The 15,517-nt window shown below is 60.5% G+C and carries 15 protein-coding genes; 8 read left to right on the plus strand and 7 right to left on the minus strand.

Annotated elements, in window-relative coordinates; genetic code table 11:
* The first annotated feature begins 186 nt into the window (after positions 1 to 186).
* Positions 187 to 1,494: an NtaA/DmoA family FMN-dependent monooxygenase gene (locus tag AGR13A_RS16790; protein ID WP_080837751.1), complete on the plus strand. Its 1,308-nt coding sequence runs from the start codon at positions 187 to 189 to the stop codon at positions 1,492 to 1,494.
* Between the two features lie 74 nt (positions 1,495 to 1,568).
* Here AGR13A_RS16790 and AGR13A_RS16795 read toward each other — a convergent pair whose 3' ends face one another.
* Positions 1,569 to 2,597, minus strand: coding sequence for an LLM class flavin-dependent oxidoreductase (locus AGR13A_RS16795; RefSeq protein ID WP_080837753.1), 1,029 nt, complete (start codon positions 2,595 to 2,597; stop codon positions 1,569 to 1,571).
* Between the two features lie 438 nt (positions 2,598 to 3,035).
* Between AGR13A_RS16795 and AGR13A_RS16800 the strand changes: the two genes are divergently transcribed.
* The 3 genes from AGR13A_RS16800 to AGR13A_RS16810 all read left to right on the plus strand — a co-directional run bounded on the left by AGR13A_RS16800 (position 3,036) and on the right by AGR13A_RS16810 (position 6,500).
* Positions 3,036 to 4,184, plus strand: coding sequence for a mandelate racemase family protein (locus AGR13A_RS16800; RefSeq protein WP_080837756.1), 1,149 nt, complete (start codon positions 3,036 to 3,038; stop codon positions 4,182 to 4,184).
* A 6-nt stretch (positions 4,185 to 4,190) separates the two neighbouring features.
* Positions 4,191 to 4,820 (plus strand): SGNH/GDSL hydrolase family protein, encoded by a 630-nt coding sequence (locus AGR13A_RS16805; RefSeq protein ID WP_080837760.1) that lies wholly within the window; start codon positions 4,191 to 4,193, stop codon positions 4,818 to 4,820.
* 81 nt (positions 4,821 to 4,901) lie between these two features.
* On the plus strand, positions 4,902 to 6,500 hold the full coding sequence (locus AGR13A_RS16810; RefSeq protein WP_080837765.1) for an ABC transporter substrate-binding protein: 1,599 nt from the start codon (positions 4,902 to 4,904) through the stop codon (positions 6,498 to 6,500).
* A gap of 380 nt (positions 6,501 to 6,880) precedes the next feature.
* Here the strand turns inward: AGR13A_RS16810 and AGR13A_RS16815 are convergent, their stop codons facing one another.
* The 4 genes from AGR13A_RS16815 to AGR13A_RS16830 are packed head-to-tail and all read right to left on the minus strand — an operon-like array spanning position 6,881 to position 10,389.
* A complete protein-coding gene (locus AGR13A_RS16815; RefSeq protein ID WP_080837769.1) occupies positions 6,881 to 7,639 on the minus strand; it encodes an ABC transporter ATP-binding protein in 759 nt (252 codons plus the stop codon).
* Complete coding sequence (locus AGR13A_RS16820) at positions 7,639 to 8,475, minus strand: ABC transporter ATP-binding protein (RefSeq protein ID WP_080837771.1); 837 nt, start codon at positions 8,473 to 8,475, stop codon at positions 7,639 to 7,641. Before AGR13A_RS16820 ends, AGR13A_RS16815 begins: the two co-directional genes overlap by 1 nt.
* Positions 8,476 to 8,479: 4 nt before the next feature.
* Positions 8,480 to 9,367 (minus strand): ABC transporter permease, encoded by an 888-nt coding sequence (locus AGR13A_RS16825; RefSeq protein WP_080837775.1) that lies wholly within the window; start codon positions 9,365 to 9,367, stop codon positions 8,480 to 8,482.
* The gene (locus AGR13A_RS16830) at positions 9,367 to 10,389 is read right to left on the minus strand and encodes an ABC transporter permease (protein WP_080837778.1); all 1,023 of its coding nucleotides are present in this window, start codon (positions 10,387 to 10,389) and stop codon (positions 9,367 to 9,369) included. The genes AGR13A_RS16825 and AGR13A_RS16830 overlap by 1 nt, the downstream gene beginning before the upstream one ends.
* A 312-nt stretch (positions 10,390 to 10,701) precedes the next feature.
* Here AGR13A_RS16830 and AGR13A_RS16835 point away from each other — a divergent pair, with 312 nt between their 5' ends.
* The gene (locus AGR13A_RS16835) at positions 10,702 to 11,334 is read left to right on the plus strand and encodes a LysE family translocator (protein ID WP_080837781.1); all 633 of its coding nucleotides are present in this window, start codon (positions 10,702 to 10,704) and stop codon (positions 11,332 to 11,334) included.
* 25 nt (positions 11,335 to 11,359) lie between these two features.
* On the opposite strand, the gene AGR13A_RS16840 is transcribed toward AGR13A_RS16835, so the two are convergent.
* Positions 11,360 to 12,091, minus strand: a complete 732-nt coding sequence (locus tag AGR13A_RS16840) for a FadR/GntR family transcriptional regulator (protein ID WP_080837783.1) — start codon at positions 12,089 to 12,091, stop codon at positions 11,360 to 11,362.
* 117 nt (positions 12,092 to 12,208) lie between these two features.
* Positions 12,209 to 13,195, minus strand: coding sequence for a GlxA family transcriptional regulator (locus AGR13A_RS16845; protein ID WP_080837786.1), 987 nt, complete (start codon positions 13,193 to 13,195; stop codon positions 12,209 to 12,211).
* Positions 13,196 to 13,324: 129 nt separating this feature from the next.
* Between AGR13A_RS16845 and AGR13A_RS16850 the strand changes: the two genes are divergently transcribed.
* Genes AGR13A_RS16850 through AGR13A_RS16860 form a run of 3 tightly spaced genes read left to right on the plus strand, consistent with a single transcriptional unit; the run spans position 13,325 to position 15,469 of the window.
* Positions 13,325 to 14,152, plus strand: a complete 828-nt coding sequence (locus tag AGR13A_RS16850) for an alpha/beta fold hydrolase (protein ID WP_080837789.1) — start codon at positions 13,325 to 13,327, stop codon at positions 14,150 to 14,152.
* 26 nt (positions 14,153 to 14,178) lie between these two features.
* Positions 14,179 to 14,970: an SDR family NAD(P)-dependent oxidoreductase gene (locus AGR13A_RS16855; RefSeq protein WP_080837791.1), complete on the plus strand. Its 792-nt coding sequence runs from the start codon at positions 14,179 to 14,181 to the stop codon at positions 14,968 to 14,970.
* 13 nt (positions 14,971 to 14,983) lie between these two features.
* Positions 14,984 to 15,469, plus strand: a complete 486-nt coding sequence (locus AGR13A_RS16860; RefSeq protein ID WP_080837795.1) for a hypothetical protein — start codon at positions 14,984 to 14,986, stop codon at positions 15,467 to 15,469.
* Positions 15,470 to 15,517 lie beyond the last annotated feature (48 nt).

Consider the following 15,517-nt stretch of genomic DNA (forward strand, 5'->3'; position numbering starts at 1 on the left):
TCCCCAGCCTGCCTCATCCATCTCTCTCATTCGACGGCCGCTTGGGTGCTGCCACGGATGAAAGTTTTTCTTCTCCGCGCAGCAAGGATTTTTAACTCGCGACCGGACCCCCGGCTGTTACGCTTCCCGCAATTGCGCCGGTCATACAGGCCGGCAATCCAACAGACCTGAAAGAAACGTGGCAGCATGAGCAAGACCAAACGCCGGCTTAATCTCAATGTCGGCATCAACACCACCGGATACCTCGCTAATGCCTGGAAATACCGGAGCGGAGACCGGCACGACATCAACGACATAGGCTATTATCGCCGGCTGACGGAACTGGCTCACAAAGGACGGTTCGACGCCGTTTTCCTTTCCGACCACCCGGCATTGCTGACCGACCCGGCAAGCCGCCCGTTTCACACCATCGACCCGCTCATTCTCTCGACATCGCTTGCCGCACAGGTGCCGGATATCGGCTTTGTGGCGACGGTGTCCTCCACCTATAATTCGCCCTATAACTTCGCCCGACGGACCCAATCCATCGACCTCGTCACCGGCGGTCGGCTAATCGTCAATATCGTTTCTTCCTTCAATCCCAATGTCGCCGCCAATTTCGGCAACGATCCGCTGCCGCCGCGCAGCGAGAGATATGCCAAGGCCACCGAATTTCTCGACGTGGCGAAAAAACTCTGGTCAAGCTGGGATCTACGCCGCGAAGGCGAGGTGCCGGAAGAGCGTTTCTGGGATGCGGCGACAGCCGAAAGCATCGATCATGAGGGGCAATATTTCCATGTCAAAGGCCCGCTCAACGTTCCGCGCGGGCCGCAGGGACATCCCGTCATCGCGCAGGCCGGCGCCTCCGAAGGCGGCATCGATCTGGCGGCACGCCATGGCGAGATCATCTATTGCAACATCCTGTCCCGCCCGGCGGGCCAGGCCTTCGGCAAGAAGGTTCGTGACCGCGCCATCTCCCTCGGCCGCGATCCCTCCGGCATCCGCATCGTTCCGGGCCTTGTCGTCATTCTTGGCGAGACCCGTGAGGAAGCGCTGCGCAAGCATGAACTCTTCAGCGGGACAGGCTCTGAAGACGGGCTTCTGGTGCGTTTCGCCAAAGAAAACGGCCTTGATCCGCGCGACTTCAACCCGGATATAAAACTCGATGGCGAGCGCTTCATTCCCGACCAAAACCGGCAATGGGCCGTTGGCATGGGGCTTGGCCTTTCCGAACTGCTGACCCACGAAAAACTCACCGCCCGTGAGGCCGTGCGCCGCTCCGAGGGGCACCACCGGCTGCTGCTTGGCACGCCGGAAGAGGTGGCGGATGGCATTATCGATCTCTGGCAGGACGGCACGGTGGATGGTTACACCCTGCAGCCGCCGCGAGCACCCGACGACATTGCTGAATTCGTCGAAAAGGTCGTGCCGGTGCTTCAGGATCGCGGTGTTTACCCGCGCGAATACGAAGGCGCGACAATACGTGACCGCTATGGCCTGCCTTATCCAGATTGATCGGCAGATACGGCACTATTGAAGGTGTCCTCCCGCTACTCCCGCTGGGGCGAGAATAGCGGGAGCGGGACATATTATTGGCCCGTCGCCACTTTCAAAACGGGCCGCCCGCCCGAAAGCTGTGGCAGGGCGGAGGCGAAATCCGTGACGATCTGGCGATAATCTTCCGGCTGGAACTCATAGGGCAGTTCTAGACGGAATTCCGAGACGTGCGGCAGAACGGGATCGCGCGACAGTTTCTCCAGAATCTCGTCCGTCGTTCCAACGATATCAGGCAGGAAAAGCGTGCGGCGCGCGCCATGCGGCGTGGTCGTGCGCCTGTCACGCTCGGCGGCGAATTCCTGATAACGGCGGCGGGTCGCGGGGCTCGCGCTATCGGTCGGCAGGATCACGCGGCCAAGAGCGACACGCGGCTGGCGCTCATGCACCCATTCCTGCCGGAAGCGGCTGACCAATGCCGCCTGCGCGGTCAGAAAATCATCGGTATTTTCGCCGCTGACGATATTCCCCGTCAGAAGATTGAAGCCAGCCTTGCCGGCCCAGCGCGCGGAATTCTGCGATCCGCCGCCGTACCACAGCCGGTCAGTCAAACCCCTGGCGACTGGCCGAAGGCGTGGCACCTGTGCGCCCGCCGCATTGCCCGCTTCCGTCTCGCTGGACAGCGGTTCCGATCTCAAGGCCCTCGCCAGCTTTTCGGCGCGGGCGTGGCTGTAGTCCGCATCGGGAACCGTATCGACATAATCCGAAATGAGATGGGCGAAGGGCGGCGCGCCCACCGAAACCCCGACATTCAATCGCCCACGCGACAGGACATCCACGGTGGCCAGATCTTCCGCCAGCCTGAAGGGATTTTCGTAACCAAGCTGAATGACAGCGGTGCCGAGGCCGATCCGTTTCGTGCGCTGCGATGCCGCCGCGAGGAAAGTTGCCGCCGATGACACGCCCCGTTCCAGATGGCGCTGGCGAACCCAGGCACTGTGATAACCCAGCGCCTCTCCGGCTTCGAAAAGCTGCAGGGTTTCTTCCAGCCCCTCGGCAGGATCATCATCGTGATAATTGCCGGGAACCAGAAAGGCGAAGTGGGAGATATGGGAAAGGGGCATGGCTGTAAGGTCCGGAAATGAGTGTTGAAGCTCAGCAGCGCAGATGCAGCCATCCCCGTTCCGGACAGCCGTTCAATGCGGCGCATACCCATGCAGAATGCATGATGACAGGCACGGCTGGCACGGCATGTTCGTTTATAGTCCCGGCCTTTGTTGAAAGATCATTGCGCGATTCAATAGTCTACTAAAATTATGGATTAATGTACCCCTCCTTTGAATAGGCCGCGCTCACGCCTCCAGTCAGATTTTCTTTTCCGAAGAGGCAAATATCCCCAGTTGCCCTCTCACATTGAAGAGCTGTGCAACACGATGCGCAAATGGCCTTGATTTTTCGCACCAACATGTAATACAGATTATCATACATGTTGACAAATAACGCATACATGTATGACATTGCAGCAATCACAAACGCTGCCATACCTGCATGAGGGAGGAATTATGATCATCACCGACGTCGAGGTCCGTGTTTTCCGCACGACGACCCGTCGGCACTCGGACAGTGCCGGTCACGCGCATCCGGGTCCGGCGCATCAGGTGGAACTGGCCATGCTGACCATCCGCACCGAGGACGGTCAGGAAGGTCACTCCTTCACCGCGCCGGAGATCGTTCGCCCGCATGTCATCGAAAAATTCGTCAAGAAAGTTCTGATCGGTGAGGACCATCGCGACCGCGAACGGCTATGGCAGGACCTTGCTCACTGGCAACGCGGTTCGGCCGCGCAACTGACCGATCGCACATTGGCGGTGGTGGACTGCGCCCTGTGGGACCTTGCCGGCCGCTCGCTCAACCAACCTGTATACAAGTTGATCGGCGGCTATCGCGACAAGGTGCTCGCCTATGGCTCCATCATGTGCGGCGACGAGCTTGAAGGCGGGCTGGCGACACCTGAGGACTACGGCCGCTTTGCAGAAACGCTGGTGAAGCGCGGTTACAAGGGCATCAAGCTGCACACCTGGATGCCGCCCGTCAGCTGGGCGCCGGATGTGAAAATGGACCTCAAGGCCTGCGCGGCCGTTCGCGAGGCGGTTGGCCCCGATATTCGCCTGATGATCGACGCCTTCCACTGGTACTCCCGCACCGATGCGCTGGCGCTTGGGCGTGGCCTCGAAAAACTCGGCTTCGACTGGATCGAGGAGCCGATGGATGAACAGTCGCTGTCTTCCTATAAATGGCTTTCCGACAATCTCGATATTCCGGTCGTCGGCCCCGAAAGTGCGGCCGGCAAGCACTGGCACCGGGCCGAATGGATCAAATCCGGCGCCTGCGATATTCTGCGCACCGGCGTCAATGATGTCGGTGGCATCACCCCGGCGCTAAAGACCATGCATCTGGCCGAAGCCTTCGGCATGGAATGCGAGGTGCATGGCAATACGGCCATGAACCTGCATGTTGTCGCCGCCACCAAGAATTGCCGCTGGTATGAGCGCGGCCTTTTGCACCCCTTTCTCGAATATGATGACGGCCACGATTATCTGAAATCGCTGTCCGACCCGATGGACCGCGACGGCTTCGTGCATGTCCCTGATCGGCCGGGCCTTGGCGAGGACATCGATTTTACCTTCATCGACAACAACCGGGTGAGGTAACGGGCGATGAAAACGGTGCTCGCCTTCGGAGACAGCCTCACCTGGGGTGCTGACCCGGCAACGGGTCTGCGGCACCCCGCCGAACACCGCTGGCCGGAGGTACTGGAGGCCGCGCTTGCCGGGAAGGCTAAGGTTCACCCCGAGGGGCTTGGCGGGCGCACCACCTGTTACGACGACCACGCCGGCCCGGCCTGCCGCAATGGCGCGCGGGCGCTGGAAATCGCGCTGTCCTGCCACATGCCGCTCGATCTCGTCATCATCATGCTCGGCACCAACGACATCAAACCTGTGCATGGCGGTCGGGCGGAAGCCGCCGTTTCCGGCATGCGGCGGCTGGCGCAGATCGTCGAGACCTTTATTTACAAACCGCGCGAGGCCGTGCCGAAACTGCTGATTGTCTCCCCGCCGCCCTGCGTCGCAGGCCCGGGCGGAGAACCGGCAGGCGGGCGGGACATCGGGCAATCGCTGCGGCTTGCGCCGCTTTACCGCAAACTCACCGCCGAACTCGGACATGCCTTCTTCGATGCCGGGTCGGTGGCCAGCGCCTCACCAGTCGATGGCGTGCATCTGGATGCGCCGGCAACGGCGGCAATCGGCCGGGCGCTCGCAGCTCCGGTCAGAGAAATTCTTGGCTGATCCTGCGACGCCCGAGGAGGAACCGGGCGTGTGGATCAAAACGTGGAAAGGCCGTATGAACCGGCCGTATTGGGAGGAAAGATGAAACATTTTCTTGCAACCGCAGCACTTGGCGCCCTGCTGATCGGCGCCATGCCGCTCAGCGCCTTTGCCGAAACGTCGAAGGACCAGCTCATCGTCGCCACGACCATGAGCAATATCCTCACCCTCGATCCCGCCGCCATTACCGGCCGCGAGACCGTGCAGGTTCTGAACAATGTCTATGACACGCTCGTCGTGCTTTCCCCGAAAGACCGCAGCGTTCAGCCACGCCTTGCTGATCGCTGGGAGATTGCCGAAGACCGGAAATCCATCCGTTTCCATCTGCGCGCCGATGCCAAATTCGCCTCCGGCAATGCCGTAACGGCCAAGGACGTGGCGTGGAGCCTGAAGCGGCTGCTCGCCCGTAACCTGGCGCAATCGTCCTTCCTCAAAACCCGCGGCTTCAAGCTCGAGGAAGCCGGCAAGCTCTTCGTCGCCGAAAACGACCAGACCTTCGTGCTGAATATCCCGAAGCCCGACGACCCGAACCTGCTGCTCATGATCCTCGCACAGAACGGCCCCGGCTCGATCATCGACAGCAAGACGGCGCTTGAGAACGAGAAGGACGGCGATCTGGGCGGCGCATGGCTGACGCTGAATTCCGCCGGCTCCGGCCCCTTCAAGCTCACCCAGTGGAAATCCAACGAATATATCATCCTCACCCGCAACGACGATTATTGGGGTGAGAAGGCAAAGATGAAGCGCATCCTGATGCGCCATCTGCCGGAATCGCAATCGCAGCGGCTGATGCTGGAAAAAGGCGATATCGACGTTGCCTATTCCCTGCAGGCCCCGGACCTGAAATCGCTTGAGGCCGACAAGGCCGTGACCATCGAATCCACACCCGGTTCCGGTTTTTATTACCTCAGCGTTTCGATGAAGGATGAGAAATTCGCGAACAAGAAGGTGCGCGAGGCCCTGCGTTACCTGATCGATTACGACGGTCTCGACAAGGCGGTCATGCCCTACTACGGCAAGCTGCATCAGCGCTCGCTCAGCACCGGCGTGATGGGTGCGCTGCCGGACCAGGGCTACAAGCTCGACATCGAAAAAGCCAAGGCGCTTCTGGCAGAAGCCGGTTATCCGAACGGTTTCAAGACGACACTGCGCGTGCTTTCGGAAGACCCCTTCATGAAGGCGGCAACCGCGATCCAGAACACGCTGGCGCAGGCCGGCATTCAGGCCGAACTGATCAGCGGCTCCGGCGACCAGATCTACGGCGCGATGCGCGAGCGGAACTTCGAACTGCTGCTCGGCCGCGGCGGCGGCGGCCAGCAGCCGCATCCGGACAATAACCTGCGCTCCATCGCCTATAATCCCAACAATGCCGATGACGCCAAGCTCACCAATTACCAGAGCTGGCGCACCAGTTTCTTCGATGAGAAGCTGAACAAGATGATCGAGGCAGCGCTGGTCGAGCGCGACGTGGCGAAACAGACGAAGCTTTATGAGGAGCTGCAAGGCTATATGGACGAGATCGTCATGTCCATTCAGCCCTTCTCCGAAGTCATCGACACCGCCGCCTTCCGCAGTGACGTCAAGGGCATGATCGTCAGCCCCTGGCTTTCGCGGTTTGAAGAGGTGAGCAAGGAGCGGTAATTCGCCGACACAGCGGTTACTCAGGAAAAGGCGCGGCTTACCCCCGCGCCTTTTTGTTTGCGGCAAGACCCCGTAGAACTGCTCCGACGGGCAAAACATATCGCTTCCGTCATTCCGGCCTTGAGCCGGAATCCAGCCGCCGTGCGTCTGCACGGCGGAAAGAGTCCTTTCAGCCCAAGGACTTGGGCTGGCTGGATGCCGGATCAAGTCCGGCATGACGGAGGAGAGGCTCTGTTTGTCAGCAGCCCAAGGCCCGATCACCACCGGTCTTTTCTATTTGCGGCCATCCCAAAAAAATACCCGGCAGGGAGGCCGGGCAAGGAAGGAGGATGTTATTATCCGTGACGCCCCGGAGGAGGACGGTCACGTTCTTGGAGCCGTCACGCGCCTTCATATTCCAGCGAGGCGCCGATCAATTCACGCGCATAGGGATGAGTCGCGACATTGCCGGCGATGGCGTCGCGCGGCAGGATTTCGGTGATTTCGCCGCGCAGCATCACCGCGAAACGGTCGCACATGTGATCGACCACGGCGAGATCGTGGGTCACCATGATATAGGTGAAACCGCGCTCTTCACGCAGCCGCTGCAAGAGGTTGAGGATTTCCGCCTGCACCGAGACATCGAGCGCCGAGGTCGGCTCGTCGAGCAAAAGCAGTGACGGTTCGAGGATCAGCGCCCGGGCAATCGCCACGCGCTGCCGCTGGCCGCCGGAAAGCTGGTGCGGGAAACGATCCAGAAAGGCTACGGGCAGTCCGACATCCGTGATGACCTTGCGCATGCGCTCTTCGCGGTCACCGAGCTTGTGGATCGCAAGCGATTCCGAAAGCACGGTGCGCACCGACTGGCGCGGATGCAGCGACCCGTAGGGATCCTGAAACACCATTTGCAGCATGCGGCACCGCTCGATCAGCGGCATATCGCGCACCGACCTGCCATCGATGAGAATATCGCCGGTCCAGAAATCGTTGAGCATGGAGACGCAGCGAAGCACGGTGGATTTGCCCGAGCCGCTTTCGCCGACCAGCCCGAAGCATTCGCCCGGCTCAACGCGGAAGGATACGGAAGGCAGCACTTTCAGCGCTGTATGGCCGCTGCCGAAGGTGATGGAGAGATCGCGGGTTTCAACGGAAACGGCCATTATACGTTCTCCTCCAGCCATTCGGGGCGGCGGTCCAGCACCGCAAGCGGCGCGCGCGTGCCGCCGATGCGCGGCTGTGCAGCCAAAAGGCCGCGCGTATAGGGGTGTTGTGCCTGATCGAGATCGCGTGCGGCAAGCGTTTCCACCACGCGGCCAGCATACATGATGAGCACCCGGTCGCAGAAATTGCGCACGAGATTGAGGTCATGGCTGATCATGATCAGGCCGATACCGCGATCTCGCACCAGACCGTCGAGAATATTCAGCACCTGCAGCCGCACCGTCACATCGAGCGCCGAGGTCGGCTCATCGGCAATGACGAGATCGGGGTCGGCAAGCAGCATCATGGCGATCATGACACGCTGGCCCATGCCGCCGGAAATCTCATGCGGATATTGCTCGTAAACACGGGCGGCATCGCGGATTTTCACCGCATCGAGCATGGCCAGCGCCTTTTCCCGGGCCTCCGATTTCGAGGCCTTGAAATGGCGCAGATAGGTCTCCGTCACCTGATCGCCGACCCGGCGGATGGGATTAAGGGAGAATTTCGGATCCTGAAGGATCATCGACATGCGCCTGCCGCGAACCTTCAGCATCTCCTTCTCATCGAGCTTGAGAAGATCGAGGCCATCGAAATCCAGCCTGTCGGCGGTGATCGTCGCCGATGGCAGAAGGCGCAGCAGGGCGCGGCCAACGGTGGATTTGCCCGAGCCGCTTTCGCCGACGATGCCGAGCCGTTCCCGGCCGAGTGTGAAGGAGATGCCGCGCACCGCCTCGATGGGCGAGCCGCCATAGCGGATGCGGAGATTTTCGACGTCGAGGATTGGTTTTTCCATGGCCCTATCTCCGGTTCATCTGCTTCGGATCGAGCGCATCCCGCAGGCCGTCGCCGAGAAGATTGAAGGCAAGGCTGACGGAGAGGATCGCAATGCCGGGGAAGGTGACGAGCCACCAGCTATCCAGCATGTAACGCCGGCCAGTGGCGATCATTGCCCCCCATTCCGGCAAGGGCGGCTGCGCGCCGAGACCAAGAAAACCGAGGCCGGCGGCGGTGAGAATGACGGTCGCCATGTTCAGCGTCAGGCGGATGAGGACGGAGGGTAGGCACATGGGCATGATCGACTTGACGATGATGCGCAGCGGCGATGCGCCCTGAAGCCGCGCGGCGGCAATGTAATCCGCCTTGCGGAAGGTCATGGCTTCGGCGCGGGCAAGGCGCGCAATCGGCGGCCAGGAGGTGAGTGCAATCGCAATGATCGCATTGTTGAGGCTCGGCCCGAGTGCTGCGACGAAGGCGAGCGACAGGATGAGGCTAGGGAAGGACAGGAAGATATCCGTGATGCGCATCATCACCGTATCGAACTTGCCGCCGAGATAACCGGAAGCCGTGCCGACCAGAAGGCCGACGGGGCCGACGATGATCGACACCAGCGAGATGATGGTGAGTGTGATGCGCGCGCCCCAGAGAAGGCGGCTATAGATATCGCGTCCCAGCTCGTCCGTGCCGAAGACGTGGCCATTACCCGGCGCCTGCAGCGTATTGGCGAGATCCTGCGCGTAGGGGTCATGCGTCGCAAACCAGGGCGCGAAAATCGCGGCGATAACGAGCAACAGCAGGACAGCCAGACCGAAAGCCGATGTCGGGCTTTTCAGGAGGAAAACGACGATGTTCTTCAGCGCGTTCAAGGGCACGGGAAGGCGGAAGGAGGTTTCTGTACGGGCCGTCATCAACGGGTCCTCGGATCGAAAAAGCGGTAGAGAATGTCGGACAGGAGATTGAGCCCGATGAAGATGACGCCGACGATCAAAACGCAGGTCATCACCGCATTCATGTCGCCGATGATAAGATTGCTGGTGAGATATTGCCCGAAACCCGGCCAGGCGAAGACGGTTTCAATGAGAACCGCCCCTTCCAGCAGCGAGCCGTAAGCAAGGGCGATAATGGTGACGAGCTGCACGCGAATATTACCGAAGGCATGCAGCCAAACCGTCTGCCGCTGCGACAGGCCTTTGACGCGCGCGGTCGTCACATATTCCTGGCCCAGCTGGTCCAGCATGAAGCTGCGCGTCATGCGAGTGATATAGGCCGAGGAGGAATAACCGAGCAGAGCGGCGGGAAGGATGAGGTGGTTGATCGCCGACCAGAAGACCTCCATGTCGCCCGCCAGAAGACTGTCGACGAGCAGGAAGCCCGTCCGCTCCTCGACCAGACCGATATAGAACTGGTCCATGCGTCCACCGCCGCCGACAAGGCCGAGATGGGCGTAAAAAACGATCAGCGCGATCATGCCGGTCCAGAAGATCGGCATGGAATGGCCGAACAGGCTGAGCACCCGCACCAGATGATCCTGCCAGCGATCCTTGTTAACGGCGGCATAAACGCCCATGGGAATGCCGAGGCCGGCGCCGATCAGGATCGCGAAGGTCGCCAGCTCCATCGTCGCGGGCATGACCCTTATGATATCCTCGATGACCGGACGCCCGGTGCGGATCGAGGTTCCGAAGTCGCCGGTGAACACGTCTCCCAGATAATAGAAGAACTGTTGCCACAGCGGACGGTCGAAACCAAGCGCGTGATAGACCTGTTCATAGGTTTCGCGGGTCGCATCTTCACCCACGATCGCCCGCACGGGATCGGCGGGCATCAGGCGGCCGATAAAAAAGGTCAGTAACAGCAATCCGAGCAGCGTAACCGCAATACTTCCGATCTGGCCGGACAGACCATACAGCGAAAGGCGTCTTTTTGGCATGATTCCTCCCTTGCCAGAGATCGACTGCGCGAATGACAAAGGCGCAATCATGTCTGACAACTATGCGAAAGTTGTCACAGGTGTTGGGGGCTGTCAAGCGCATCCCGGTCAAATCCGTATTGGCCAAGTTCCGAAACATGTGCACGGGACGGAAATTTCGCACCGGGATCACGATGCTTTCGCTTCTGTCCTAGGGGAAATGACCTGTGTTGCTGCGACCGCAAAAGCCTGTATTCTCCCGTCTTGCGGAATGCGCGGATGCCAACCGCAGCTATGATGCCAATGACATCCGCGTCTTCAGAGGAGGAAAATATGGCTGACATGACGCTTCTGGCATTTGCCCTCGTCGCTTTCATCGGCATCGCGACGCCAGGCCCGACTGTTTTGCTGGCGCTCTCGAATGGCTCGAGATTCGGAATTCGCCGCGCTTTGACCGGTATGGCCGGCGCGGTTCTCTCCGATTTCGTCCTGATCGGCGCGGTTGCGCTGGGATTGGGGGCTTTGCTTGCCGCTTCGGAATTCTGGTTCGGCGTCGTCAAATGGGTCGGTGTCTGTTATCTGGCCTTCCTCGGCATCATGCTTTTGCGCTCAAGAGGCACGCTTGATGGGCTTCAATCGGCAGGAGCAGACGGAGCCGTCTCCACGCGCGCGATTTTCTTCAAAAGCTTCCTCGTGGCGGTGACCAACCCCAAGGGATACCTGTTCTTTTCGGCTTTCCTGCCGCAATTCATCGATCCCGCCGCCCCGCAAATCCAGCAATATGCGGTGCTGGCGCTGATCTTCGCCGGGATCGATTTCATCGTGATGTGCGGATATGCCCTGCTCGGCACGCAGGCCGTCAAGCTATTGCGAAAATCCGGAGCTCTTTGGCTCGACCGGGTTTGCGGCGGGGCGATTTTGACACTTGCCGCCTCCCTGGCTTTCTATCGACGGGCAAGCGCTTAACCCGCGGAGAAAACTTGTCTTTCTGTCAATCAGCGGCAGCGGTGCGGGAGCGCAGAAGCACCTTGTAGCGCTCAAGACTGCCGCGCAGATGCGCCGCCATATATTGGCGCGCGGCATCGGCATCGCCTTCGATGATGGCGTCGACGATCCTCGCATGCTCCTCCTGGAGATGCAGGTTGTAGTCCTTGGGACGCGACCCTGGCGCAGCACCCTGCAACTCACCGCGGGGAATGATGCCGGAGCGAATGAGCTGGAGGAATTCCGGGAAACGCCTGTTCTGCGTCGCCTGTGCAATGGCCAGATGAAACTCGAAATCGGCATCCCGTGTCGGCAATCCGGCCGCGAGACAGTCGCTGACACGCCGATGCGCATCGACAATCGCCTCCACCTGCACCGCGGAACGGCGCGATGCCGCAAGCCCGGCGGATTCAACCTCGAAAACGGTGCGCAATTCCAGCAATTCAATCACGGAGGAGATCCGCCCCACGGCGAGATCATTAAAAGGCACCTCCTTGGCTGGTTTCGCCTCCACGGCAAACACACCTGCCCCCTTACGGGCCTCAACCAGACCATCCGCGCGCAGAATGGCGATGGCCTCCCGCACCACCGTGCGGCTGACCGAATATTCCCGCGTCAGCGCGCTCTCGCTCGGAAGACGATCACCGGGGCGGAACACGCCCTGCGACAAATCCCGCCGCAATGCCGAACTGATCTTCGCCGCAAGCGATATTTGCTTGGTGCTGCTCTCAACGTCCATTTCGGCCCACCTGTTTCAAACTTGTCTGGCATGTTAACAAACACCCGCCACATTGCAAGAGCCGGACGTCTCGACGGTTTCCCCGGCCAACAGGGCTGTCGGATCCACAGGATATCCTCAGGCAGCCGCCATGGCCGAACTGGTGGAGAAGCGGCTTCTATATTCACCCGGTGAGAGGCCGAGAATACGGTGGAAGACCCGGCGAAAGGCGGCTGAATCCTCATAACCCACAGACCAGGCGATCTGATCGACCGAACGGCGGGTGAATTCAAGCAATTCCCGCGCCTTGCCAACGCGCAGGTGCTGAACATATTCGATGGGCTTCATGCCGGTCGCCGCCTTGAAGCGGCGCAGAAAGGTCCGCTCCTCCAGCCCGGCATGGCCGGCCATGTCGGTAACGCTCGTCGCCCGCCCGGCGCGGGCCTGCAGCCAGTGCTGCACCTTCAGGATCGGCTCGTCGCCATGCGTCAGCCTCGGGGCGAAACTGCTATAATGGCGCTGTTCACGCCCCGAAGGATCGATCAGCAAGAATTTGCCAGTCTCGATCATCACCGAAGGCCCGAGCAGCCGATCGACGATGCGCAGGCCAAGATCGGTCCAAGCCATCAGCCCGCCAGCCGTGATGATATCGCCATCCTCGATGACGATCTTGTCTATCTCCAGCCGGATATCGGGAAAACGGTCGCGGAACCGCTCGGCAAACAGCCAATGGGTCGTGGCCGGGCGGCCGGACAGGAGGCCGGTCGCGGCGATAATGAAGGAACCGCCGCAACTGGCGGCCAGCGTCGCGCCCTGCGCGTGCCGGTCCAGCAGCCAGCGGGCATAGGGCTCGGCCTCATCGATTTCGGCAGGCCCGGTCAGTCGGCCGGGCACGACGAAGATATCGGGATGTCCCGGCCTGTCGGGCTCGGTGTCGTGACAGCGGGAAAACTCACCGCCCTCGCCCATGCTCCAGTGGCTAACGCGCAGTTTCGGTCCGCCGCGATCCTGTGAAAACACCGACGCGATGGCGAAAAGATCGGTGATGCCGTGCACCATGGCGATCTGACAGTCCCGGTAGAGAACCAGACCGACTTCAATCGCGCTTCCCGCTACACCCGCCATGCCCGCATCCCCCGTTTTGTCAGTTTCGGCTCGTTTTCTGTCAGAAGCGCCAATCCAGCCCCCGCTGCGTCAAGAGTATCTCTATTCCCACGGGACGCAAGCAAGCTCCCCGCAACAGGAGAGAGAGCCATGACAACGATCACCACCAGAGACGGAACGCATATTTTCTACAAGGACTGGGGTCCGAAAGACGGCCAGCCCATCATCTTCTCCCATGGCTGGCCGCTCAGCGCCGATGCCTGGGATGCGCAGATGGTGTTCTTCGCTAACAACGGTTTCCGCACCATCGCCCATGATCGCCGCAGCCACGGCCGCTCCGATCAGGTCTGGCACAATAATACCATGGATCAATATGCCGATGACCTGGCCGAGCTGATCGAACAGCTCGATCTTCACGACATCATTCTGGTTGGCCACTCCACCGGCGGCGGCGAGGTCACCCGCTATATCGGCCGCCACGGCACGGCCCGCGTCGCGAAAATCGCCCTCATCGGCGCGGTTCCGCCGCTGATGCTGAAGACGGAAAGCAATGCCATCGGCCTGCCGATCGATGTTTTCGACGGCATCCGCAAGGGCACCTATGACAATCGCAGCCAGTTCTTCAAGGACCTGACCATTCCCTTTTACGGCTACAACCGCGAAGGCGCCGTGATATCCGAAGGCATCCGCGAGGAATTCTGGCGGCAGGGCATGATGGGCGGCCTGAAAGGCCAGCTCGACAGTATCCGCGCCTTTTCGGAAAGCGATTTTCATCAGGACCTGAAGGCCTTCGACAAACCGACACTGGTTCTGCACGGCGATGACGACCAGATCGTGCCGGTGGGCGCTTCCGCGCTTTCCACGGTCAGAATCGTCAAACATGCGGTTCTCAAAATCTATGAGGGCGTCGACCATGGCCTGACTCAGACCCATCAGGACCGGTTCAACGCCGACCTTCTCGCCTTCATCAACGCCTGAAACCACCAGATACAGGAGACACGGACATGACAAGGAATACATTTCTCATCACCGGCGCATCCGACGGCATTGGCGCGGTCTATGCCGAACGTCTGGCAAAACGCGGCCGTGATCTCATTCTCGTGGCACGGCGTGCCGAAAAGCTGAAGGCTCTGGCAGCACAGCTGGAAAAGGATCATCACATCGCAGTCGAGGTTCTCTCCGCCGATCTTTCCAGGGCGGAAGACCTCGAAAAGGTAGAGGAACGGCTGCGCGACGACCAGCAGATTACCGGTCTCGTCAACAATGCCGGCATTGCCGGTGAAGGCGCGATAACGACGCTGGACCCGGCCTATGTGACGACGATGATCAACCTCAACATTCTTGCCGTCACCCGGCTTGCGGCAGCCATCGCACCGCGCCTTGCCGCCGATGGCAAGGGCACGATCATCAACATCACCTCGGTCACGGCGCTGATGCCGGCAGCGTTCACCGCCGTCTACCCGGCCACCAAGGCCTTCGTGCTTGCCTTCACCGAGGCGCTGCAGGCGCAGCTTTCGCCCTCCGGTGTAAGGGTTCAGGGCGTCCTACCGGGCATCACCCGCACGGCAATCTGGGAAGAGGAACGGCTCGACGCCATTCCGGCCGCAATGGTCATGGATGTTTACGAGATGGTGGATGCGGCCCTTGCCGGTCTCGATCTCGGCGAGGTTCTGACCATTCCTTCCCTGCCTGATACGGCTGATCTTGAAAATTTCCTTGCCGCCCGCGCGGCATTGAGGCCCAATCTGTCGCATGCACTTGCCGCCAGCCGGTATCGTGCAACTCAAACCGAATAGAGGGAGACGCATCATGATCCTCGGACTGACCATTCCCCAATTCACTGCATTGCACGTTGCCCTGAGTTTCATCGGCATCGCAACCGGACTGATCGCCCTGCCCGCTTATGCGGCAGGGCGGTGGATGCCGCGCATGATGGCGCTTTTTCTCATCACGACGCTCGCCACCACGCTCACCGGCTTTCTGTTTCCGATCGGCAACTTCACGCCTGCACTCGGCGTCGGCATCATTTCGACCGCCATTCTGGCGATCGCGCTGGTGGCGCTCTATGGATACGGTCTCAATGGCAGGGCGCGCATCATTTATACGATCACCGCGACGATGGGCCTCTATCTGAACATGTTCGTGCTGATCGTTCAGGCCTTCCTCAAGGTCGAAGCGCTGAACGCCCTGGCGCCGAACGGCAACGAGCCACCGTTTCTCGTCGCCCAGACGGTTCTACTCATCGCGGCGATCTGTCTCGGCTGGAAGGCGACACGCCGCAGGCTCGTCGCCTGAGACCAGCCGCCACGCAAACCGGCTTCAGGCAAACACACCCCATGCCCG

Origin of the sequence: Agrobacterium genomosp. 13 str. CFBP 6927, assembly GCA_900012615.1 — a bacterium.
Taxonomy (GTDB): Bacteria; Pseudomonadota; Alphaproteobacteria; order Rhizobiales; family Rhizobiaceae; genus Agrobacterium.